This is a genomic window from Caballeronia sp. KNU42, from assembly GCF_053760385.1.
In genome coordinates, this window is record NZ_CM132389.1 from 1,289,222 (window position 1) to 1,309,250 (window position 20,029).

Annotated in this window: 23 protein-coding genes; 15 read left to right on the plus strand and 8 right to left on the minus strand. The window is 59.3% G+C overall.

Annotated features, from left to right (window positions below):
• Positions 1–15: 15 nt before the first annotated feature.
• Positions 16–891, plus strand: a complete 876-nt coding sequence (locus ACSOSP_RS24945; RefSeq protein ID WP_455313570.1) for a LysR family transcriptional regulator — start codon at positions 16–18, stop codon at positions 889–891.
• Between the two features lie 119 nt (positions 892–1,010).
• The gene (locus ACSOSP_RS24950; RefSeq protein WP_455313571.1) at positions 1,011–1,388 is read left to right on the plus strand and encodes a hypothetical protein; all 378 of its coding nucleotides are present in this window, start codon (positions 1,011–1,013) and stop codon (positions 1,386–1,388) included.
• Positions 1,389–1,420: 32 nt separating this feature from the next.
• Here ACSOSP_RS24950 and ACSOSP_RS24955 read toward each other — a convergent pair whose 3' ends face one another.
• The 3 genes from ACSOSP_RS24955 to ACSOSP_RS24965 form a co-directional block, all read right to left on the minus strand.
• A complete protein-coding gene (locus ACSOSP_RS24955; RefSeq protein WP_455313572.1) occupies positions 1,421–1,843 on the minus strand; it encodes a DUF1801 domain-containing protein in 423 nt (140 codons plus the stop codon).
• 67 nt (positions 1,844–1,910) lie between these two features.
• On the minus strand, positions 1,911–2,438 hold the full coding sequence (locus tag ACSOSP_RS24960) for an SRPBCC family protein (RefSeq protein WP_455313573.1): 528 nt from the start codon (positions 2,436–2,438) through the stop codon (positions 1,911–1,913).
• Positions 2,435–2,770, minus strand: coding sequence for an ArsR/SmtB family transcription factor (locus ACSOSP_RS24965; protein ID WP_455313574.1), 336 nt, complete (start codon positions 2,768–2,770; stop codon positions 2,435–2,437). The genes ACSOSP_RS24960 and ACSOSP_RS24965 overlap by 4 nt, the downstream gene beginning before the upstream one ends.
• A gap of 125 nt (positions 2,771–2,895) precedes the next feature.
• Here ACSOSP_RS24965 and ACSOSP_RS24970 point away from each other — a divergent pair, with 125 nt between their 5' ends.
• The 5 genes from ACSOSP_RS24970 (at position 2,896) to ACSOSP_RS24990 (ending at position 6,829) form a co-directional block, all read left to right on the plus strand.
• Positions 2,896–4,047, plus strand: a complete 1,152-nt coding sequence (locus tag ACSOSP_RS24970) for an epoxide hydrolase family protein (RefSeq protein ID WP_455313575.1) — start codon at positions 2,896–2,898, stop codon at positions 4,045–4,047.
• A gap of 153 nt (positions 4,048–4,200) precedes the next feature.
• The gene (locus ACSOSP_RS24975) at positions 4,201–4,641 is read left to right on the plus strand and encodes a MarR family winged helix-turn-helix transcriptional regulator (RefSeq protein ID WP_455313576.1); all 441 of its coding nucleotides are present in this window, start codon (positions 4,201–4,203) and stop codon (positions 4,639–4,641) included.
• A gap of 98 nt (positions 4,642–4,739) precedes the next feature.
• A complete protein-coding gene (locus ACSOSP_RS24980; RefSeq protein ID WP_455313577.1) occupies positions 4,740–5,219 on the plus strand; it encodes a hypothetical protein in 480 nt (159 codons plus the stop codon).
• A 113-nt stretch (positions 5,220–5,332) separates the two neighbouring features.
• Positions 5,333–6,226: an NmrA family NAD(P)-binding protein gene (locus ACSOSP_RS24985; RefSeq protein WP_455313578.1), complete on the plus strand. Its 894-nt coding sequence runs from the start codon at positions 5,333–5,335 to the stop codon at positions 6,224–6,226.
• Between the two features lie 153 nt (positions 6,227–6,379).
• On the plus strand, positions 6,380–6,829 hold the full coding sequence (locus ACSOSP_RS24990; protein ID WP_455313579.1) for an ester cyclase: 450 nt from the start codon (positions 6,380–6,382) through the stop codon (positions 6,827–6,829).
• Positions 6,830–6,915: 86 nt separating this feature from the next.
• Here the strand turns inward: ACSOSP_RS24990 and ACSOSP_RS24995 are convergent, their stop codons facing one another.
• Positions 6,916–7,863, minus strand: coding sequence for a LysR family transcriptional regulator (locus ACSOSP_RS24995; protein ID WP_455313580.1), 948 nt, complete (start codon positions 7,861–7,863; stop codon positions 6,916–6,918).
• Positions 7,864–7,985: 122 nt separating this feature from the next.
• Between ACSOSP_RS24995 and ACSOSP_RS25000 the strand changes: the two genes are divergently transcribed.
• From ACSOSP_RS25000 to ACSOSP_RS25020, 5 genes are all read left to right on the plus strand, one after another.
• Entirely contained in the window at positions 7,986–9,248 is a 1,263-nt protein-coding gene (locus ACSOSP_RS25000; RefSeq protein WP_455313581.1) for an MFS transporter, read from the plus strand.
• 256 nt (positions 9,249–9,504) lie between these two features.
• Positions 9,505–10,446: an aldo/keto reductase gene (locus tag ACSOSP_RS25005; protein WP_455313582.1), complete on the plus strand. Its 942-nt coding sequence runs from the start codon at positions 9,505–9,507 to the stop codon at positions 10,444–10,446.
• A 30-nt stretch (positions 10,447–10,476) separates the two neighbouring features.
• A complete protein-coding gene (locus ACSOSP_RS25010; protein WP_455313583.1) occupies positions 10,477–10,860 on the plus strand; it encodes a nuclear transport factor 2 family protein in 384 nt (127 codons plus the stop codon).
• A 155-nt stretch (positions 10,861–11,015) separates the two neighbouring features.
• A complete protein-coding gene (locus tag ACSOSP_RS25015; RefSeq protein WP_455313584.1) occupies positions 11,016–11,174 on the plus strand; it encodes an STAS domain-containing protein in 159 nt (52 codons plus the stop codon).
• Between the two features lie 135 nt (positions 11,175–11,309).
• Positions 11,310–11,672, plus strand: coding sequence for a translation initiation factor Sui1 (locus ACSOSP_RS25020; RefSeq protein WP_455313585.1), 363 nt, complete (start codon positions 11,310–11,312; stop codon positions 11,670–11,672).
• A 47-nt stretch (positions 11,673–11,719) separates the two neighbouring features.
• Here the strand turns inward: ACSOSP_RS25020 and ACSOSP_RS25025 are convergent, their stop codons facing one another.
• Positions 11,720–12,436, minus strand: coding sequence for a GNAT family N-acetyltransferase (locus ACSOSP_RS25025; RefSeq protein ID WP_455313586.1), 717 nt, complete (start codon positions 12,434–12,436; stop codon positions 11,720–11,722).
• Between the two features lie 146 nt (positions 12,437–12,582).
• Between ACSOSP_RS25025 and ACSOSP_RS25030 the strand changes: the two genes are divergently transcribed.
• Positions 12,583–13,545, plus strand: coding sequence for a GlxA family transcriptional regulator (locus tag ACSOSP_RS25030; protein ID WP_455313587.1), 963 nt, complete (start codon positions 12,583–12,585; stop codon positions 13,543–13,545).
• 72 nt (positions 13,546–13,617) lie between these two features.
• Positions 13,618–14,487: an ABC transporter substrate-binding protein gene (locus tag ACSOSP_RS25035; protein WP_455313588.1), complete on the plus strand. Its 870-nt coding sequence runs from the start codon at positions 13,618–13,620 to the stop codon at positions 14,485–14,487.
• A 101-nt stretch (positions 14,488–14,588) separates the two neighbouring features.
• Here ACSOSP_RS25035 and ACSOSP_RS25040 read toward each other — a convergent pair whose 3' ends face one another.
• Genes ACSOSP_RS25040 through ACSOSP_RS25050 form a run of 3 tightly spaced genes read right to left on the minus strand, consistent with a single transcriptional unit; the run spans position 14,589 to position 17,448 of the window.
• Positions 14,589–15,725, minus strand: coding sequence for a serine hydrolase domain-containing protein (locus tag ACSOSP_RS25040; RefSeq protein ID WP_455313589.1), 1,137 nt, complete (start codon positions 15,723–15,725; stop codon positions 14,589–14,591).
• A 35-nt stretch (positions 15,726–15,760) separates the two neighbouring features.
• The gene (locus ACSOSP_RS25045) at positions 15,761–17,137 is read right to left on the minus strand and encodes a GIN domain-containing protein (protein WP_455313590.1); all 1,377 of its coding nucleotides are present in this window, start codon (positions 17,135–17,137) and stop codon (positions 15,761–15,763) included.
• Complete coding sequence (locus ACSOSP_RS25050; protein WP_455313668.1) at positions 17,134–17,448, minus strand: PadR family transcriptional regulator; 315 nt, start codon at positions 17,446–17,448, stop codon at positions 17,134–17,136. Before ACSOSP_RS25050 ends, ACSOSP_RS25045 begins: the two co-directional genes overlap by 4 nt.
• Before the next feature lie 350 nt (positions 17,449–17,798).
• Between ACSOSP_RS25050 and ACSOSP_RS25055 the strand changes: the two genes are divergently transcribed.
• Entirely contained in the window at positions 17,799–19,826 is a 2,028-nt protein-coding gene (locus tag ACSOSP_RS25055; RefSeq protein ID WP_455313591.1) for an acyltransferase family protein, read from the plus strand.
• Positions 19,827–20,029 lie beyond the last annotated feature (203 nt).

Below are 20,029 nucleotides of genomic sequence, written 5' to 3' on the forward strand. Positions count from 1 at the left end.
CGGAATGCCATTTCCATGAGCACCATTCGATTTTTGCGCACCTTCCTGGCCGTCGAAAAATACGGCTCCTTCGCCGCCGCCGCGGGTCGCGTTGCATTGACACAGGCCGCGGTCGGACAACAGATGCGTGCGCTTGAGGAAGAGTTCCGACGGCCGCTGTTCTCCCGGTCAGGGCGAGTCATCACGCTAACCCCGGCGGCCCGCTTGCTGATCCCGCAGGCGCGCAAGCTGGTCACGGCGTATGAGGCAATGCTGGCCGACGCGGACACGGGGCACGAGATCGCCGGCAGCATTACCGTGGGCGCGATTGTTTCGGCGATGGGCTTTCTGTCGGAGAACCTGGTCAGCCTGAAGGCGCACTATCCGGCACTCGATGTTCGGCTTGTTCTTGGTCATACGAAAGAGCTCGCGGAGCAGGTCGCGGCATGCGAGATAGACGCCGCGCTCACTGTGCAGATACCGTACGAGACGCCTGTCAATCTTCAATGGACGCCGCTTTATGAAGAACCCCTTATGCTGATTGCAAGCACGCGGGTTGCGACGGCGCAGGCAGACGTCTCATCCTTGCTCAAGAGTCATCCGTTCATTCGCTTCGACCGGACCTCGCCAACAGGGGCAAAAGTCGAGCAGACCCTGCGGCGCATGCGGATAAAACCCAGGGAGATTCTCGAGGTCAACTCGGTGGCCGCGATCATCGATCTGGTCCGGCAAAACGTGGGGATTTCCATCGTGCCTTTGCTTAAGCATGTTGCATGGACGCGTGACCATTCGCTGATAGCACTACAACTTCCCTACGGCCCGCTCAAGCGGGTAATCGGAATGTTCGAAAACGACCGTCAGCTTGAGATTACGGCGGTAGTGCGGCAGAAGTTGCTGCAGGCATTGGCTTAAGCCACCCCGGATTTTCACGACGCACTGCGCTGACCCTTACCTATCCTTTCCAACGCTAAAGATTCGACCGCTTGAGTCGATAAGCCGAAGAGGCCGACTAAGAGGATGAGGGATTTGCTATGCAGATAGGCAATGCCGCGTCGTCGCCAACTCAGGAGCGGACGATATCGGCTTCGAGTGCCGCGACTGACCAACGGTCTATATCGGACGATAACGTCGACCCGGTACAAACAACGCAAGCGACCAACGCGGCAGATGTCGTGACACAGGACTCGGCCGTCACGATTTCGCCCGAAGGCGCCGCCATGGCTAGTCAGGATGCGAGCAGTGACGAGGGCTCGGCGTCCAACGTATCGGCGGTCAAGTCGCTTGCTTACGGGACGCTTGGTCTCGAACGTCCCGACCAGCCGAAACAGAATACCAACGAGTTCTACACGGCCGGAAGATGGATTGCTGCGGGACTCACCATTGGAGGGATCATTTCGCTACTGGTCTGAGGTTCGCGTATTGAGGCTCCTAAGAAACAATCTTATTTCGCTCGCTTAGGCTTGGCCTTGGCTTTTACACCGGCGGAATTAAGAGCGATAGCAGCGCCGATAAGCGTCTTGAACGCTGCCGAGTCAATCTCCTCGCCTTCATGGATGTCAATCGCGCGCCTTGTGTTTCCGTCGAGGCTCGAGTTGAAGAGCTTCGCCGGGTCCTTCAATGAAGCCCCCTTGGCGAAGGTCAATTTCACGACCGACTTGTAAGACTCGCCGGTGCAGATGATCCCGTCGTGCGACCACACGGGCGTTCCCATCCACTTCCACTCCTCCACGACATCCGGGTCCGCGTCCTTGATGAGCTTGCGCATCCTGCCCAACGTCTCTCCGCGCCAGTCGCCAAGCTCGATGATCCTTTTGTCGATCAACTCGGATGCCGGCTGGCTCTCGGTCGAAGCCGATTTTTTCATTGTTTCCTCCTAAAACGTCAAGGCGCTTCCTGATTTCAGGGCAAGCGCTCTCCCTGCACTCTGCGAGTCAAATACCAAATTGCTTTGCATACTCGGTGTTCAAGCGAGGCCAGCCGAATTTCATCGCTTCGCCACCGACGATACGCCCGATGGGATCGTTGCCAACAAGCCGATCGAGCACATCGAGGCAGATATGCCAGCCGGCTGCACCCATCGATATGAAGCCGCGATCGATGTTGTGCCAGAGCGTAAGACGCGTGCCGTCGCCAAGCGGTTCAAGTTGCCATCGCATGTCATTTTCGCCCCAGCGGTACTCGAGCAGAGTCGGCGCATCGGCGCGCGTCACTTGCGTATCCGAGATCTGCGGCGTCGGAGTGCCGACCGTTGAAAGCTTGACTGGGCCGACTGAGGCAAGGCTTCGATCAGCATCGAATGGCGCCCATTCACGCAGACTGGCCGGATCGGTCAATGCTTGCCACACTTTCTCCGGCGAGTGCCGCAACTCGCGGACGAGAACCAGCGTCCACTTTTCCCCGTCTTTCCTGACTTCGGCGCCCGCGGCCGGGCCTGGCGTGTATTCGTCGCGGTTGCTCATCGTTTCTTCCCCTTTTTGCGCGGTACAGGATCCATTTGATCAAGGTGGCGTTCCAGAGCGTCCACATGGAACGACCAGAATTGCCGGAACGGTGCGAGCCACGCGTCTATCTCCATGAGTGGTTCCGGTTTGATCCGGTATAGACGCCGCTGCGCGTCAACGCGCGATTCCACGAATCCGGCCTCACGGAGCACTCGCAGATGCTTTGAGACTGAGGGCTGCGAGAGGTTTAACTCCTCCTCGATATCACCCACGGACCGCTCGGACGTTGCAAGCAGACTCAGGATGGCGCGGCGGCTCGGCTCGGCGATGATGGCAAATGTCGATTCCATTTCCTATATATACTCGGTGAGGTATATACGTGTCAAGCCGCACGCATGGACGCTGTGCTGTCAGGCGCGCTTTCATTTACAGTCGGGTGTTGGAGAATTGACTGCATCCGTCCAGAGGAGGTGTCATGCATATCGAGCCATTTCAGATTTCCGTGTCCGATGTTGAGATCGACGACTTGCGCCGGCGTTTGCGCGCGAGCCGATGGGCATCCATGACACCGTCCCCGTCGTGGCAACAAGGCACGGACACCGCATGGCTGCGGGAATTGGTGGAGTACTGGGCCGACGGTTTTGACTGGCGGGCCGCGGAACGCGGTCTGAACCGGCAACCGCAGTTCACGGCCGACGTGAATGGTCAGCGCGTGCACTTCGTTCATCGGCGTGGTGTTGGACCCAAGCCATTTCCGTTGGTCATCACGCACGGCTGGCCGGGATCGTTCTTCGAATTTCACGCGCTGGCTGATCTGTTGTGCGATCCGGCTGCGTTCGGTGCGGACCCGAACGATGCGTTCGATGTCGTGATTCCTTCACTCCCGGGCTTCGGGTTTTCACCGGCGTCTGCGACCCCTGGCACCTCCGCGTTTCAGGTGGCCGATCTGTGGGCATCGCTTATGCGAGGTCTTGGCTACGAGCGATTTGGCGCTCAGGGTGGTGACCTGGGTGCGGGGGTGTCGGTCGCGCTCGCGTTGCGGCACGCCCAGGTAGTCGATGGCATTCATCTCAACTTCCTGCCGAGCTCGTACGATCCCGGAATCGACGCCGCAAGTTCGCCGCTCACCATCGCAGAACAAGACTACCTTCAAGCGAAGAGTGAGTGGGCTGCGCTCGAGGGCGCTTATGCGCACATGCACGGCACGAGACCGCAGACGTTAGCCGCGTCGCTTAACGACTCACCGGCCGGGCTGGCCGCGTGGATCGGGGAGAAGTTTCGCGCGTGGAGCGATTGCGACGGGGTTATCGAGCGCAGATTTTCGAAAGATGAGTTGCTTACCAATTTATCGCTCTACTGGTACACCCAGAGCATTGGTTCAGCCATTCAAATGTACTGGGAAAACCGCCTGCAACCCATCCGTTTAGCCGCTGGACAACGGATATTGCCGCCGGTGGCCTTCGCACATTTTCCGAAAGAGATTAACCATCCGCCGCGCGCTTGGCTGGAACGAGCGTTCGATGTCGCGCAGTGGACCGACATGCCACGTGGCGGCCATTTCGCGGCAATGGAAGAACCTGAACTTCTCGCGGCTGACATTCGCAGCTTTTTCAGGCGTTTCCGGTAACGAGTCCGGCGGCGAATGGCCCCTATGCGGAATTCGTTCTGCATTTCGCCAATCCGCGAGCACCGAAAGCACTCGATAGAGCCGGCAAAAATAAACTTGACAATGCACGTTGTATCTACAACAATGAGTCGATCAACAAACCTGGTTCGATTCATGACTACACGTAGCGCCGTCCGCGAAATCATCAGCAATTGTCTGGCCATGCGCGTTCGTATTGTCGCGCGGTCGGTGTCGGCGATCTACGAACAGGCTATGGCAAGCCATGATGTGACGGTTGCCCAAGTCAACATGCTGACGGCGTTGGGAGAAATTGGCTCTTGCGCTCCGGGTAAGATTGGCGAGGTACTTCAACTGGAACGATCTACCGTGTCGCGCAATCTGGATCTGTTGATACAGAAGGGGTTGGTTGAGGCAGTGTCCTCGGATGCAAAGGGAATTCGAGAAGTCGCGCTCACGGCAGCAGGCAACGCGAAGATTGAAGCCGTGCTTCCGGATTGGCGGGCCGCACAGAAACAAGCCGGCAAGTTGCTTGGGCCGGATGGAGTCAGGGCAGTTCACAAAGCATCGGAATCCGTCTGGAGTTCGCCGCATTGATGCGTCGCTTGCCTCTGATTGACGCCGTCGCTTCGATGGCATTTTTTTTAAGTCCAATGTTGTATATACACCAAATAGCAACCCTTGAAGGAGATCTCATGACCATCGAGAAAACCATGAACTTAAGAGCAATCGGTCCTGCTCTGCAGGTACCGAAACGATTGGCGACGGCTGCAATTGCGTTCATTTTGACGCTTTCCATACCTGCTTTCAGCTTCGCACAGGCGGCCGAACCCGCACAAACGCCCGCTTCACTCGGATTACCTGACGTTCCCACCACCAGAATACTTGTGATCGGCCGGTTGACGTCCAAGTCGACGCCCGGTGCTATCGGAGCGGTGCTTCCTCAGGAAGTTCGCGAGACGGTCAAACTTTACCTCGGAGGAAAGATTGAACAGTGGTACGTCCGCAAGGACCAGGCCAGTGTCGTTTTTATCCTTGATATGACCGATGTGAATGAGGCACGCAAAACACTTGCACAGTTGCCGCTCGGCAGGGCGGATCTAATGGAATTCGACCTGATTCCACTGGGTCCGTTATCTCCGTTGGCAGCCCTGGGCGGTGCGCAAAGCCGGTAGAAAATAGCAGGGCATCTTAAGTCACAAGGCAGCGTGGGCGAAGAATATTGGAAGGAGAGTCCATTCAATATATGTAGGATTACGAACATTAAATATCATATTCGGAGCAAGAAATGAGCAATGAACTGTATTTAGTAACAGGCGCAACGGGCGCCACCGGCCGGAGCGCCATCGACCACTTGTTGTCGAGAGGATCGAAGGTTCGGGCCTTCGTACATAACGACGACGACCGTGCCGAGGCATTGCGCAGCAAAGGAGTCGAGGTTGTCTTCGGCGATCTTCTCGATAACGTTGCCGTTCAAAAAGCCGTTCAGGGAGTGACCAGCGCCTACTTCGTATATCCCATTATGCAGCCGCAACTCGTCGATGCAAGCGCCTATTTCGCGCAGGCCGCGATAGCCGCAGGGGTGCGTTCCATTGTCAATATGTCGCAGATTTCTGCGAGGGCCGACGCCGTGAGCCTCGCTGCGCGTTCGCATTGGTACGGAGAACGCGTATTCGACTGGGCCGGTGTTCTTGTTACGCATCTGCGTCCCACCTTTTTCATGGAATGGCTGACGTACGGGTTCCAACTGCCGCTTATCGCAAACCACGATCTCATCAAGGTTCCGGCGGGAGACGGGCGCCACGCACCCATCTCGGCGGAAAACCAGGGACGCGCCATCGCCAATATCATGCTCGACCCAGCGCCCCATTCCGGCAAGACCTACCCGCTCTTCGGGGCGGTGGAGATGAATCACGACGAGCTCGCGAGCGCCGTTGGCGAGGCATTGGGCCGAAAGATCCGCTACGAACCCGAGAGTTTCGACGATTTTAGCGCGCGGCTGAATTCGATCGGGATGCCGAAGCATTTCATTCAGCATATTGTTGCAGTCTATCGCGACTACCAGAACGGGGATTTCGCCGGGAACAACGATGCAATTGAGGCTTTAACCGGTAGAAAGCCAATGACGGTAGGTGAATACGTCAGAGCGAACCGCAAGCTCTTTCAGCCGGCAGAACGGTAGTCCTTGATCGCACATCTGTACTTGCGTCAATCGTCAACCTTCGAATATTGCCGCAAGAAACGGAGGGTGCCGGAGCGCTTGCGTCGATATGGTTCAGGCAGAGAGAGGCGATCGTGCCGCTCTTCTTCAACCACAGTCATTGAGGAATTCACCATGTCCAGGGAAGACGACAACAAGGCCATCGTAGGCCGCTGGTTCACCGATTTCTGGGGCAAGACCTGCAACCTCGACATCGTCGACGAACTTGCTGCTCCTGACATGCTTCTGCGCTACTCGTTGCACGAGCCGCGCCATGGGCGCGAGGACATCAAGGCGTTCATGGTCGATTTCCGCGAGGCGTTCCCGGACCTGAACTTCTGGGGCGCCGCTGATCTCATCGCCGAGGGGGAGTATGTGGTCGGCCGTTGGGAGGGTGGCGGCACGCATACGGGTCCGGCATTCAACGATTTCCTGATTGGATCGTTGCCGGCTGCGACTGGCCGGAAAATGCGCTTCACCGGCACGACCGTGCTCCGTCTGAAAGATGGCAAGATTGTCGAGGAGATCGGTCTGGACGACGGCGTGACCGCCTTGCAGCAACTCGGACTGATCAAGGCAGCATGACCGAGCGCACGGTGTTGCCGGTATCGTTCAGCAACGCCGTGTGCATCCAAAATTCTTCGGCTAACCGCGAGCCGTTCCCGAAAAATTCAGGATATCGAACTATGTGATGAATCCATGCCTTCCCCGTGCGTTACCACCATTCCTTCGGTGATCACCTCGGTGAGCGAAGAGCGCAACAGATCGATAGCCCGCATGAGCCGGCCGGGGACGGAACCGTGAACGAACCACACATCGACTCCCGTGCGAAAGTCAGTGGTCTCGATCACCTGTAGCGCCGGACGATGCAGCGTGCGTTGCAGCATGTCCGGCGTGACGAGTCCGATACCCAGGCCACGTGCTACCAGAGACAATTGCAACTCGGAGCCAAACGCCTCAACGGCGACATTGAAAGGCAAGCCAGCCGCTTCCATCGCACGTCTTAACACCGAGCGCATCCCGCAGCCATCCTGGTTCAGCACCCATTCGTAACGGGCCAGATCCGCCAATGTCACTGGCGTATCGGGCAGACCGAGGGTGCGGGCGGCGACGATCACCGTTGGCAGGAACGCGAGGCGCGTAGCGCGCAGCGTCTCGGGTAGTGCGGTGCCGGACGGCATCAACACGATGGATGCATCGAGTGAAGCCCGTTCGACGCTTTGCATCAAAGCCGGCGACCAACCCGCTGTTACGCGCAGCGTAAGCCGGGGAAAGGCATAGCGAAGGAGATCGACAGGCTTTTCGAGCGCCATTTCCGCCAGAAACGGCGGCATTCCAATTCTCAACTCGCCGGACGGCTCGCTTTCGGGAGAGGCCACCAACAATAGATCGTCCACCGCGCGCAACACGGTGCGCGCCAGCGCAACCACCTCGTTGCCCGCGGCGGTCGGCTTGAGCGGCTTGCTTTGGCGATCGAGCAATTCCACGCCCAGCATGGTTTCAAGATTTTGCACGCGCCGTGTCAGCCCAGGCTGCGTGAGATGGAGTTTTTCCGCCGCGCGCACCATCGAACCGCTGTCGACAACCGCAACGAACGCTTGTAGATCTCGCGTATTCACACGGGTGCTCCAAAGGCGTATTCAAAGACAATGCGCATAATCATTATCAACATATTTCAATTGTCGCATAATACATGCATCACTAGGATGGCTTCTCAGATCCCGTTTTGAGAACCCGTTCGATGAATCCATCAGCAGAAAGTCCCGCCCGTGCCATCACGACGCCGGACGCCGACGACCCGCGCAGACTCACGGGGCCGTTGACTGTCTTCTTCGCGACCGCCGTCGGCGTGATTGTGATGAACCTGTTTGCCGCACAGACGCTGACCGGCGCGATCAGCCGCAGCTTGCATCTCGCGCCTGAGTTCTCCGGCCTCGCGGCCATGCTGCCGCAACTGGGCTACGCGGTCGGCCTGGTGCTGCTCGTGCCGCTGTGCGACCTGCTGGAGAACCGGCGGCTGATCGTACGCACACTGGCATGCTGCGCCGGTTTTCTCGCGATCGCGATGCTTACCGAGTCACGCGTATTGTTCCTGGCCGCTGTCTTCCTGGCGGGCGCCGCCACCAGCGTGATCCAGATGCTGGTGCCCATGGCCGCTTCGATGGCGCCGGAAAGTCACCGTGGACGTGCAGTCGGCAACGTGATGAGCGGCTTGATGCTCGGCATCCTGTTGTCACGACCGGCCGCGAGCTTGATTGCCGGGTCAGCGGGCTGGCGTGCTTTCTACGGGCTTGCAGCGGTGACCGATGCACTCGTCGCTATCGTGTTGTATGTGAAGCTGCCTGCGCGCCTGCCGGCCATGCCGAAGCGTTACCCGGCCCTCCTGTACTCGCTCTGGACATTGCTGCGCACTGAGCCTGTGCTGCAACGGAACGCTGCATCGGCGGCGTTGGTGATGGGCGCGTTCAGCGCGTTCTGGACTGCGATCGGCCTGCGGCTCGTGCAGCCGCCATTCAGCTTCGATATGAACGGCATCGCATTGTTCGCACTCGCGGGCGCGGCGGGTGTGATCGTGACGCCGCTCGCCGGCCGCGCGGGAGACCGCGGGTGGGGTCGCATGGCCCTGCTTGCCGGCCACCTGACGATGCTCGCGGCGCTTGTGGGAATCGGCATGGCAGGCGCGGGATGGGGAGGCTTCTCGGCGAGCGCCCATCCTGTTCTGGCGGTTGCGATCCTCGTCGCGGGGGCGGCCGCGCTTGACGCAGACGTTGTCACTGACCAGACCTTGGGACGACGTGCGATTAACCTGATGGATCCCGCCGCGCGCGGAAGGCTGAACGGTTTGTTCGTCGGAGTTTTTTTCGTCGGCGGCGCGTTGGGAGCCGCGCTTTCCGGCGCTGCGTGGGCGTCGGCCGGCTGGACCGGCGTGTGTGCAGTCGGATTCGTTTTCACCGGCCTCTCTTTCGTTCTCCGGCTGATGAGGCCAACTGACCAAGCGGGTTAAGGGAGTCGATGTCCTGTTTTCATGGAAAGGTTCAAACATGCCCAGGCTGTCCGGCGCCCGCCAACTCGGTGTCGTACCAACGGAATCGTTCGCTGCCGGCCGGTAATTCATGCGCTACACTTCATCGGGAAGCCCGGCTTGACAGCTTCAACTGTCACACATTCAACACCAATCCGGTCATGGGCCTGACGCCACTATTGCAGGCTCAAGCGTCGGTCTTTCCTCGCAGGGCATGAACTAGTGCGGAGCTGTCGCCATGATTGAGTCTTCCGATTTTCGGAGCAAAAAAATTGCGCTTAATCACGGAGACGGGCGTATGCCCGCGCTCGGATTTGGCACGCTGATCCCCGATGCGGCTACGACCATCAATGCCACCAGATACGCGCTGGAAGCCGGATATCGACACTTCGATTGTGCCGAGCGATATCAGAACGAGCGCGAGGTGGGCGAGGCTCTGCGGATAGGGCGTGCTGCCGGAGGGATCGCGCGCGAAGACATCTTCATGACCACAAAATTGTGGAACTCCAATCATCGGCCCGAGCGTGTCCAAGCGGCATTCGACGCAAGTCTTGAGAGGCTCGGGCTCGACTATCTCGATCTTTACCTGATACATACTCCGTTTGCATTTCAACCGGGTGACGAGCAGGATCCCCGCGATGAAAACGGCGATGTCATCTACGATAAAGACGTGACATTGCTGGACACGTGGAAGGCGATGGAAGATCTCGTCGACGGTGGAAGATGCCGGGCCATCGGACTTTCCGATGTCGGCTTGGACGAATTGCGGCCTCTCTATGAATCGGCACGAATCAAGCCGGCGGCGGTGCAGATCGAAGCACATCCGTATCTTCCGGAAACGGAGCTCCTGGAGTTCTGCAAGGAGAGAGAGATCGTGTTTTTGGCCTTTGCGCCATTGGGTCATGGAATCAGGCCGGGGCCGCTCGAGGATCCAGTCGTCTTGCAGATTGCAGCGCGAACCGGAACGACGCCGGCACAGGTACTGCTCGCCTGGGCGATCCAGCGCGGCGGGGCTTTGCTCACCACTCCCAAAACCCCGGCCCGCGCGCGCGAGAATTTCGATGTCTCCGCGCTTCCAGCAGACGCGTTCGACGAGATCAACCGGATTGAGACAAGGCAACGGTTCAACCAGGTCGTCAAGACAGGCAGTCCCGGGTTTATTCCGCGGAGCAAGCAATAGATAGACGTGAACGGTATCCGGAGGCACTCCATGCAGGACGAACAAATACGTGAAGCCCTGAATGCGCACTGGGAGGCGTCGGCGGCGGGTGATCTCGACGCGGAACATGATATTTACGATGACGACGCCATCTGTGACTATCCCCAATCAGGTGAACGAATTATTGGGCGAAGCAATTTGCAGGCGCTGCGGGGTCACCATCCGGGTAAGCCGTCAGGTTTCGATGTCAGGCGAATTCAAGGCGAGGGCAGTCTCTGGGTTACGGAATACGCCATCACCTATAACGGGCGAGTCGCTTACACAGTCAGCATCATGGAGTTTTGCAACGGCAAGGTCATGCACGAGACCCAGTATTTTTCGGATCCCTTTGAAGCACCGGGTTGGCGGAGCCAGTGGGTTCAGAAGATCGCGTGACATCATGTTGCATGCGCGCGAAATACGCGCCGAGGTGAAAACAGCAATGAAGGTGCGCGGACATATGTCTTGCACGTCACCTTGTTTTTCGCCTCTACCGCGAATTCGCAGGACCTTTTTCAGCCCCTAACCGATGCAGAAGAGGTTATCGTTGATTGCAGCATTCGCATGTTGCCGATCACTCTTCAATCGTTGCATTTGAAGCGGTAAAGGAGCGCTATCGAAAGGCCGGAAGGCGTTTGCGATTTGTGAACCTGTCGTCGCGCGGTCAACATATTCTTAAGCGCGCTGGTGTTTCGTCTGTCAACGCCTGACGCCGATTTAGTCGCATAGTCGTGTGGCCGTTGTACTTCGAGACCGGACTTGGTCGAAGGCGGCTGCTAAGGCGCACCTGCTAAACTCGTTCGGATTCCCGGTTCTCGACTTAAGCGATTTTGAGTAAGCCAATCATGAAGAGCAGTCCCACAGGCGGCCTTGTCTATTCCACCGATGGCGGGCGGATGTGTCCCGAATGCCGGCAAGCGCTCGCAGAGTGTATCTGCAAGACGGCTGCCAAGACACTGCCGGTAGGTGATGGCGTAGTGCGGGTGACTCGCGAGACCAAAGGCCGGGGCGGGAAGAGCGTCACGCTCGTCAAAGGGCTGGCGCTCGATCCGCTTGCCTTGGCATTACTCGGCAAGCAATTGCGCACGGCCTGCGGTTCCGGTGGAACAGTCAAGGAAGGCGTGATCGAAGTGCAGGGTGACCATTGCGAGCGGATCATCGAAGCGCTCAAAAAATTCGGCCACAACGCGAAGCGGGCCGGAGGTTAATCGTTTCGATGATGCTCGGCCCACATTCGCCCTTTCACAACATAGGTTCAAAGGGCGGTAGCCGACCCCGGATCTGCATGTCCGATCCGCGTGAGGTGAAACGTGCGACGCAATTCGAAGCCAAGACGTTCATACAACCCAATCGCAGAACGATTGTCACTGAACACGTGCAAAAACGGAGTATCTCCCCGTTGCGCAATTTGTCTGCCCAAGGTTTTCACGAGCCGACCGGCAAGCCCTCTGCCACGCCAGTCTTCATCGACGCAAACGGCGCTTATCTCAACGTATCCGTCGAAGCGCATCCGTTCTCCGGCCATTGCAATGAGACGTCCCTGATCGCGAATGCCAATGTAGTTGCCCATCTCGCCTGTTCGCTTGCTGTAAGGACCGGGTTTGGTCTTTTGGGCGAGATCGAGCATGTCTTTCGCATCCACGTTGCTTAGTTGGATCAACTCTTGAGTATCCGTGGTTCCAGCTTCCAGACGGGTAGCGACCATTTGATGGATGATGCCCACGTGCGTTATTTGCAGTGCATCGACTTGACTCAAAGGACCCGTGGATAGCAAAACGACCTGGTCCTGAGGCAGCAGAAGTTTATGGAGCGCCTCGTAAGCAGCAGGGGTTTCGGACGCCAAAGCGGCGAACGGAGCCACATCGGGATGGTATCGACGGGCAAGTGCGTCTCCGCTCCCAAGATGGGCCTGCCTGGTCGTAAGCGCGGTCCAGACCGGGCGGTCGAGGCCAGTGTGTATCGAACTATTCATATACTTTCCTTTGCAAGAGCCAACTCTGTCCCAGCGGATTGAATGCCCAGCCAAGCGCAACACCGAGGCCGCATTGCTACGCAGTCTAGACGCTGAACCTGTACACGGCTATAGTCACAAATGACATTAATCGAGTCATTTGTGACATGAGACTGGCTATCCTCGCGCTCGACGGAGTATTCGATACTGGGCTTACCGTTCTGCTGGATACCTTCGGGACGGCGAACGAACTCGCCGTCGCCCAGGGGTTCGCCTCACCGCCCTTCGACGTAAGCCTCGTGGGCGTGCGCAGACGCATCCGTACCGCGCACGGATTGTCCACACCGGTCGAATCGGCAAGCACCGTTCGTCAGCCGGATTGGGTAGTCGTACCTGCGCTGAATGCCAAACAACCGGAGCGTCTGATCGAAGCGCTGGGGCGCAGTGACGTGCGCGACGCCATGGCGTACCTCCGCACCTGCAACGCTGAGGGCATCGGAATCGCAGCGGCGTGTATTGGTACGTTTGTGCTCGCGGAAGCCGGGCTTCTGGACAATCGCGACGCGACAACCAGCTGGCCGTTGGCGCCGTTCTTCCGTCAACGCTACCCGACTGTCAGACTGGACGATTCCCGCATGGTTGTCGCGTCGCATCGCGTGGTGACTGCCGCAGCTATGATGGGCCATCTCGATCTTGCACTTTGGCTGGTGCGACAGGCGAGTCCCGAGTTGGCGACACTCGTCGCCCGCTTCATGCTGGTTGACACACGTTCATCCCAGGCCGAATACATTGTTCCGGATCACCTTGCCCATGCCGATCCGCTGATTGCGAAATTCGAGCGATGGGCTCGCGACAATCTCTCCTCCGGATTTTCGCTTCAGCACGCAGCGAGCACATTGTCCGTCGGTACTCGCACTTTGCAACGCCGCACGGAGGCGGTGCTCGGCAAATCGCCGCTGGCATTTTTCCAGGACCTTCGGATCGAACGGGCACGGCACCTCGTGTCTATTGGCTACGACGTCGAGACCATTGCGAGCGAGGTAGGCTACGCCGACTCGGCGACATTGCGGACTCTGTTGCGCCGGAGGCTGGGCCGTGGGGTGCGGGAGCTTCGCGCCGATATGCGATAACGCACATCTTCGCCAGACAGTCATGCATAAGGTCACGCGGGTTCGCTAAAGCTAAATAAAGGGCATCTCAAGATGACGAAGTTTTCAACGATGAAACGCCGGGCAGTCCTCATTGCTACGCTGGCAGTCAACGCCGCTCTATGCGTTCCTGCGTTCGCGCAGGCCCAAGGTGCGATCCCGCCGCCAACCGCGTCGCAATCCGCGCAGCAGGCTAGTGAATCCATCGTGAAAGCATTTGCGCCTGGCGGCGCGTTGCGCGCTTCTATCAATCTTGGGAATCCGGTGCTGGCGAGCATCGATCCGGCAACTGGCAAGGCGGTCGGCGTATCGGTCGATCTCGCCACCGAACTCGCCAGGCGTCTCGGTGTGCCGCTGCAACTGGTCGTGGTCAAGTCGGCGGGAGCATCGGTGGATAACGTCAACCAGGACAAGGCCGATGTCGGTTTCTTTGCCGTCGATCCGAAGCGCGGACAAGAAATCAGTTTCACGAAACCGTATGTGTTGATCGAAGGTTTTTACCTGGTGCGCGACACGTCGCCGATCACCACCAACGATCAGGTCGACCAACCGGGAGTCACTGTGGCTGTTGGCAAGGACAGCGCATACGACCTGTTCCTCACGCGCGAATTGCATCGCGCGAAGATAGTGCGGATTCCGACATCCCCCGCAGTGGTGCAAGATTTTCTAAGTCAGCATCTGGACGTGGCGGCAGGCGTCAGGCAACAACTCGAAAGCGACGCCGCGAAGGCCGGCGGATTGCGGCTGCTCGATCAACGTTTCATGGTGATCCGTCAGGCGATGGGGGTGCCAAAAGCAAAGGGCGATGAAGCGGCCGCGTATCTGTCGACGTTTGTCGACGACATGAAAGCATCGGGCTTTGTCGGGGCGTCCCTGGCGCGCCATCAAATTGCGGGCGCGGTCGTTGCGAAGGACAACGATTAGCGGGTGCGCAGCGTTGCCTGGCCAGGACGCGTTGACATACGATAAGGATTCCTGTGCTTGATGCGGAGAAGGCGGATGTAGATCATTCACGGATAGATACATCACACCATGAGGCTGGGCAGCACGAAGTGGCGCAGCACTTCGTCGGGCACTTGCCAGTCTTTTCGATCGTTGTAATTTCCTGCTGTGACCACCACCACAAGTGCGCGTGCTGGAATGATAGCCAGTAGCTGTCCGCCATTACCCAAACCCAAAACATAGCGTTCGCCGCGAATTCCGGTCTTGCTCGGATAAGCGATTTCGCCGACTCGCCAGAAGTAGCCATATGACTGTCCGTCACGCACAGTGGCGGCGGGACTGAAGCTCGCGTCGAGCCAGGCCGCGGGCACGATCGTACGGCCGTCCCATTGACCCCGGGCGAGCACTAATTGTCCTACACGCGCGAGTTCACGCGGCGTCAGGCGCAATCCGGACGCGGCAATGGCCTCTCCATCCGTTCCTTTCACCCATGAGAATTTGTCGATGCCAAGCGGCTCGAACAGAGCGGAGCGCGCATAGTCCGCCAGTGCTTGCCCAGTGCCTTTCTCGATCACGCGCGCGACCAGCGCAACGGCTCCGCCGCTATAGATCCAGACTTCGCCCGGTGCGGCGACTATCGGCCGTGCGAGCACGTAGCGATATCGATCGGGAGCCGCATCCATCGCCGTCTCGCTGTTGGCCGGATCCAGATACGAAAGTTGCTCGTTCCATTGCATGCCGAGCGTCATGGTCAACGCATTGGCGATCGTGAGATTCGCCCGTTGCGGATCTCTAGCGAGGTCCGGGTATTCCGGGAACTGCGACAGGAGCGGCGTATTGACCGGCGGGACGCGCTTGTCCGCGAGCGCAATGCCGTAGAGCAACGACACGAGGCTCTTGGTGACGGAGCGCAGGTCGTGTTGAGTGTCGGGACCGAACACGACTTCCGCAGGCGCTTGGCCCCGGGTTTCATCAAGACCCGAAAAATAGCGTTCGAAGGCGATGCGCCCTTCATGCAACACCAGGACGCTGTGGAGGTTGGGCAGCGAGGTGCTGGTACGAAAGGCCTCGAAGCGGGCATCGAGATCGGGTGCGAAGCCGGAGGCAACGGAGGGCTTCGCTGCCAAGGAAACGGATTGGGCGAATACAGGCATATGGCTCGCTATCAATGCAGCTCCGGCTAGTTTGAGGATATCGCGGCGGCTGGCAGACTTGATCATGAACGTCTCCTTGAAGACCCTGGCGTGCTCTGTCGCTAGGGCATGTTCTCGATACGGCCACTACCCGATATGGCCGAATGCAACTGCGCGGGTTGGCCGTGCAGCTTCACGACACCACTGCCGCGGATGACAACGTCAGCGCTATCCTTTGCCGCGACCTGCACTTCGCCGCTGCCATGGACCACGATCTCCGCAGACCTCGCCGAGAGGCCTTGCAGTTCCGCCTCGCCCGAACCCGCGACATTGAGCGCAACAACTTGTACGGCGCCACTCGCGACAACATGGCCGCTTCCTGTGATGTGCAATCGCAGCTTCTGCTGATCGATACCCGAAAGAACGAGTGCGCTACTGCCTCTGATGCCCCACGCTGCGATCGACGGGGCCGTCAGGCGAACCGAGAGATGCGCAAGCGGGGCACATTCGAGATCGTTATCGAAGCCGAGCCGGCCATCAACAATGCGCACATGGCTGATGACAGAAGAATCGCCCGTCACGGTCGCTTCGGCTTTGGGGCCAGGCTGATAGCTGACAGAGGCCGGCAGATCGATGTCGATGCGGTCGTTCGCCTCGAACGGGAACGTAACGGAGGCGGGCGAGGTACTGGCAGGGGCCGAGGCATTGACGCCGCTTGCAGACGCCCGGTCGAGCCATGTCGGACCACAACCCCATCCCGCATGTCGCCACCACGACGCACCGCTGTCCCGATGCGATCCGGCGAGCGAACTGCCTAGCGCAAGGAGAGCAACAAGCGCGACGGCGGCGGTCAATCCCGCGACTACAAACAATGCCGGTCGCTTGGTCGCGTTCCGCGGCTGCGTCGAAATGTTTTTATCCGAGTCTTGCGTCCTGTCCTCATCGGGGTCGAGCAGGTGGTAATGCAATCGCATATAGCGTCCGAGCGTTCGCACGCCTGCGCCGAGTCCCATCAGCAGCAGCGAGCCGCCGACGACAAGGCACGCAATCAGCCCGATACCGACCACGAAGCGGATCACGCCGCCAACGAACGAGCCACCGTGCGCAAAAAATACGACGGTGAAGATCATGTGTGCCCCCACAGCGCCAAGCGCCGCGAGGCCGATGCCAATCCCGAGGGCAATGGCTGCGAGGACGAGCAGCAGTGGCATCAGGAAGAAGATGTCGACCGCCGCGAGGCCTGCCAGCGCAAGCATGGCCGTGATGAGGTTGGCAAAGCTGCGGTGCGACTCGAATCGCCGCAGGCCGGTTTCGGCGCGTAACTCGCGGGCGAGCCGCGCCGGATCACCGAGGGCCTCGGCGACCTCCGCCTCACTGCGACCCGACGCGCGCGCCTCGGCGAAATGGGCTTCGTAGTCGGCGATGATCTCGTCGACCTCCTGCTTCGACAGGCCGGCGAGCCCGGCTCGCAGCGTGCGCAAGAATGCTTCACTGTTCACGTCTGGTCTCCGAGAAGTTGATCGACTGCGGCCACGAAGGCGCGCCAGTCACGCCGATGCGCTTCAAGCGCGTCATGGCCCATGGGCGTGAGCCGATAATATTTACGCGAGGGTCCGCTGGCCGATTCGACCAGGCGGGTCGCGACCAGCCCGTCGTTCTGCATGCGGCGCATCAGCGGATAGATCGTGCCTTCGCCCATGCCGACGGCACCGGCGAGCGTGCTGGCGATCTCGTAGCCGTAGCTCTCCCCACGTGACAACAGGGCGAGCACACACAGATCGAGTGCCCCTTTCTTCAATTGAACCTGGATCGATTCGGTCATGTGCGAACTCGGTGAATAGCTTAAACATATAACACGCTACCTGTTTATGCAAGGTAGTCAAATTGATATTTATCGGGGAGCTGGCCTCATGGGTCGGTGGGTCGAAAAATGCAATTGAAAGGAGCGCGGGGCTTTGCGCGAAGGTATCTGCAAGAGCCCCGGCGAGCGGCCGCGCAACCACCTCGTGCGCTAGCGTACCCACCGAAATTATTTTTGCTGAAGCATGCAGGCGACTCGGTTATTGTGCGAGCGGAATCTTCAGGGGAAACGGTTGCCATGACGAGATTGGGGCTCGCCATGCCCGTGTGTTCGATATCCCACTTAAAGGGCTGCACTCGATGCAAATAACAAAATCAGTCGTTGAGAGCGGATTTACCGGCGTTCAGCGCACAGAGGAAGCTGTCCGCTCAGCGTTCCGCTACGACATTAACGGCCTGCGCGCATGGGCGGTGCTGCCGGTCGTGCTCTTTCACTTCGGCATACCGGGATTTTCTGGAGGGTTCGTCGGCGTCGACGTGTTCTTCGTTATCTCAGGATTCCTGATGACCGGAATTGTCGTCTCGGCGCTCGAGCGCGACCGGTTCTCGCTTCTCGACTTCTATCTGGCGCGTGCTGTGCGCATCTTGCCGGCCCTTCTCGCGCTGTGTGCCGTGCTGCTCGCGGTCGGCTGGTTCTGGCTTGTGCGCGTCGACTATCGGGCGCTCTCGCTCAATGTTGTGTCCGCGCTCACGTTCGTCTCCAACATCCTGTTCTGGAAACGCTCCGGCTACTTCGACACAGCGTCGCATGAGAACTGGCTTCTGCAAAGGTGGTCGTTGTCCGTAGAGTGGCAGTTTTACCTATTGTTGCCGGTTGCGGCAGCGTTCGCGTGGCGCTGGCGGCGCAAGGCCGGCGTGTGCGCGCTGTTGGCCGCCGTGGGTGTCGCGTCGCTCGGCTGCTCGGTTTACGGGTCCGAGCGTTGGCCCGACGCCGCGTTCTTTTTGTTGCCGAGTCGTGCGTGGGAATTGCTGGCGGGCGCAATGGTCTGGTTCTGCGCCGGACGGCGCGAGTTGCCCGCTGCGCTCGCGGGCATGCTTGAAGCCGTCGGACTTGCGCTGATCGCACTGGCCATCGTGCGTATGGATTCCGGGCTAAGGTGGCATGGTGGCTTCGTAATCTTGCCTGTACTCGGAGCGGCACTGGTGATTGCTGTATCGAGGCAGCGCTCGCCGTTCACCGGCAACGTTGTCGCGCAATGGCTCGGCACCCGTTCGTATTCGCTCTACCTCTGGCACTGGCCAGTGTCGGTGTTGCTGGTCTACTCCGATCGGCAGCACGATTTCGCGAGCGTGGCTATCGGCATTGCCGCAGCGCTGCTGCTCGGCGAAGCGTCCTATCAGTTCGTAGAACGGCCTTCGCGCGAGCATCTCGCACGGTTTGCGAAGCCTGCGCGCCTTCTGTGTCTCGGCGCGGCGCTGGCGGGCGTGACGCTTGGTGCGGTTGCTGCCCGGTATCAGCACGTGCCGAACCGGGTGCCGCAGCAATGGGACATGGCCGCGGACGAGCAGCTCGACCACAGCCCGGTGCGTGACCAGTGCCTCGCTGCATCCGGCAGCACATCGCCCGCTTGCCTGTTCGGCAGTGGTCCACTGCGGGCGGTCGTGCTCGGCGACAGCCACGCGGACGCTATGGTAAGCGCCGTCCAGGAAGCATTGCGCGGCGGTGCGGTCATGGAGCTGAGTTATTCGGGCTGCCCGACGCTCTACGGCGAGCATGCCGTCCCTGGCGGGGAAGATGCTGGTCAGCCCTGTGCTGACTTTAACGAATGGGCATTGCGCAAGCTGGCTTCGATCGACCCCGCGATCCCGGTGTTCATCGTCAACCGTACGTCGGACTACGCGTTCGGGCCGATCGATGGCAGCGCGTTCAGCCACCATCCCCTTGTCTACTTTTCGCGCGTGTACGATTCTCCGACGCCCGCGTTTCTCGCGGAGTTTGCGCAGCATCTGGTTGCGTCGACGTGCTTGATCGCGAAGTCCCGTCCGGTGTATCTGGTGCAGCCGGTACCGGAAATGCCATTCAGTGTTCCGCAGGCGATGTCGCGCCAGTTGATATTCAGGCGGGGTACCGCCGACCTGTCTATCTCGCTCGATGACTACAACACGCGCAACGCGGTCGTGCGCTCGGCACAGGAGGCCGCGGCCGCACAGTGCGGCGTGAAGCTGCTCGATCCCGAACGCTGGATGTGCGACCGCGGGCGTTGCTGGGGAAGCCAGCAGCTTAAGCCGTTGTACTACGACGCGGATCATCTCAGCGAATTCGGCAACAAGCGGCTGGTGCCGATGTTTCGCGAGGCCTTTGCGCAATCCACGGCGGCGCTGAAATAGAAGATAGGGGCGTGCCAAATTGAATGGCCGTGATTAAGAAAGTTGACCATCGCTTTAGGGGTGACGCGTGCCCGACGCGGTCGACCGACAATGTGCCGCTCTTGTCATTAAGCCTTCGAAGATGTTGTCCGATCCACTCTTAGTTCGAAGGGTGCGTACTCCATCGCACATCACGCTGTTTCCACCAATGGTAAATTGAGCGG

Bases quoted from the DNA above. Each gene is read 5' to 3' on its own strand.
- ACSOSP_RS24985 (WP_455313578.1), top strand. From the start codon at position 5,333: ATGAGCAATGAACTGTATTTAGTAACAGGCGCAACGGGCGCCACCGGC.
- ACSOSP_RS25010 (WP_455313583.1), top strand. From the start codon at position 10,477: ATGCAGGACGAACAAATACGTGAAGCCCTGAATGCGCACTGGGAGGCG.
- ACSOSP_RS25035 (WP_455313588.1), top strand. From the start codon at position 13,618: ATGACGAAGTTTTCAACGATGAAACGCCGGGCAGTCCTCATTGCTACG.
- ACSOSP_RS24970 (WP_455313575.1), top strand. From the start codon at position 2,896: ATGCATATCGAGCCATTTCAGATTTCCGTGTCCGATGTTGAGATCGAC.
- ACSOSP_RS25040 (WP_455313589.1), bottom strand. From the start codon at position 15,725: ATGATCAAGTCTGCCAGCCGCCGCGATATCCTCAAACTAGCCGGAGCT.
- ACSOSP_RS25030 (WP_455313587.1), top strand. From the start codon at position 12,583: ATGAGACTGGCTATCCTCGCGCTCGACGGAGTATTCGATACTGGGCTT.
- ACSOSP_RS24950 (WP_455313571.1), top strand. From the start codon at position 1,011: ATGCAGATAGGCAATGCCGCGTCGTCGCCAACTCAGGAGCGGACGATA.
- ACSOSP_RS25025 (WP_455313586.1), bottom strand. From the start codon at position 12,436: ATGAATAGTTCGATACACACTGGCCTCGACCGCCCGGTCTGGACCGCG.
- ACSOSP_RS24990 (WP_455313579.1), top strand. From the start codon at position 6,380: ATGTCCAGGGAAGACGACAACAAGGCCATCGTAGGCCGCTGGTTCACC.
- ACSOSP_RS24980 (WP_455313577.1), top strand. From the start codon at position 4,740: ATGACCATCGAGAAAACCATGAACTTAAGAGCAATCGGTCCTGCTCTG.
- ACSOSP_RS24955 (WP_455313572.1), bottom strand. From the start codon at position 1,843: ATGAAAAAATCGGCTTCGACCGAGAGCCAGCCGGCATCCGAGTTGATC.
- ACSOSP_RS25005 (WP_455313582.1), top strand. From the start codon at position 9,505: ATGATTGAGTCTTCCGATTTTCGGAGCAAAAAAATTGCGCTTAATCAC.
- ACSOSP_RS24975 (WP_455313576.1), top strand. From the start codon at position 4,201: ATGACTACACGTAGCGCCGTCCGCGAAATCATCAGCAATTGTCTGGCC.
- ACSOSP_RS25020 (WP_455313585.1), top strand. From the start codon at position 11,310: ATGAAGAGCAGTCCCACAGGCGGCCTTGTCTATTCCACCGATGGCGGG.
- ACSOSP_RS24960 (WP_455313573.1), bottom strand. From the start codon at position 2,438: ATGAGCAACCGCGACGAATACACGCCAGGCCCGGCCGCGGGCGCCGAA.
- ACSOSP_RS25000 (WP_455313581.1), top strand. From the start codon at position 7,986: ATGAATCCATCAGCAGAAAGTCCCGCCCGTGCCATCACGACGCCGGAC.
- ACSOSP_RS25055 (WP_455313591.1), top strand. From the start codon at position 17,799: ATGCAAATAACAAAATCAGTCGTTGAGAGCGGATTTACCGGCGTTCAG.
- ACSOSP_RS24965 (WP_455313574.1), bottom strand. From the start codon at position 2,770: ATGGAATCGACATTTGCCATCATCGCCGAGCCGAGCCGCCGCGCCATC.
- ACSOSP_RS24945 (WP_455313570.1), top strand. From the start codon at position 16: ATGAGCACCATTCGATTTTTGCGCACCTTCCTGGCCGTCGAAAAATAC.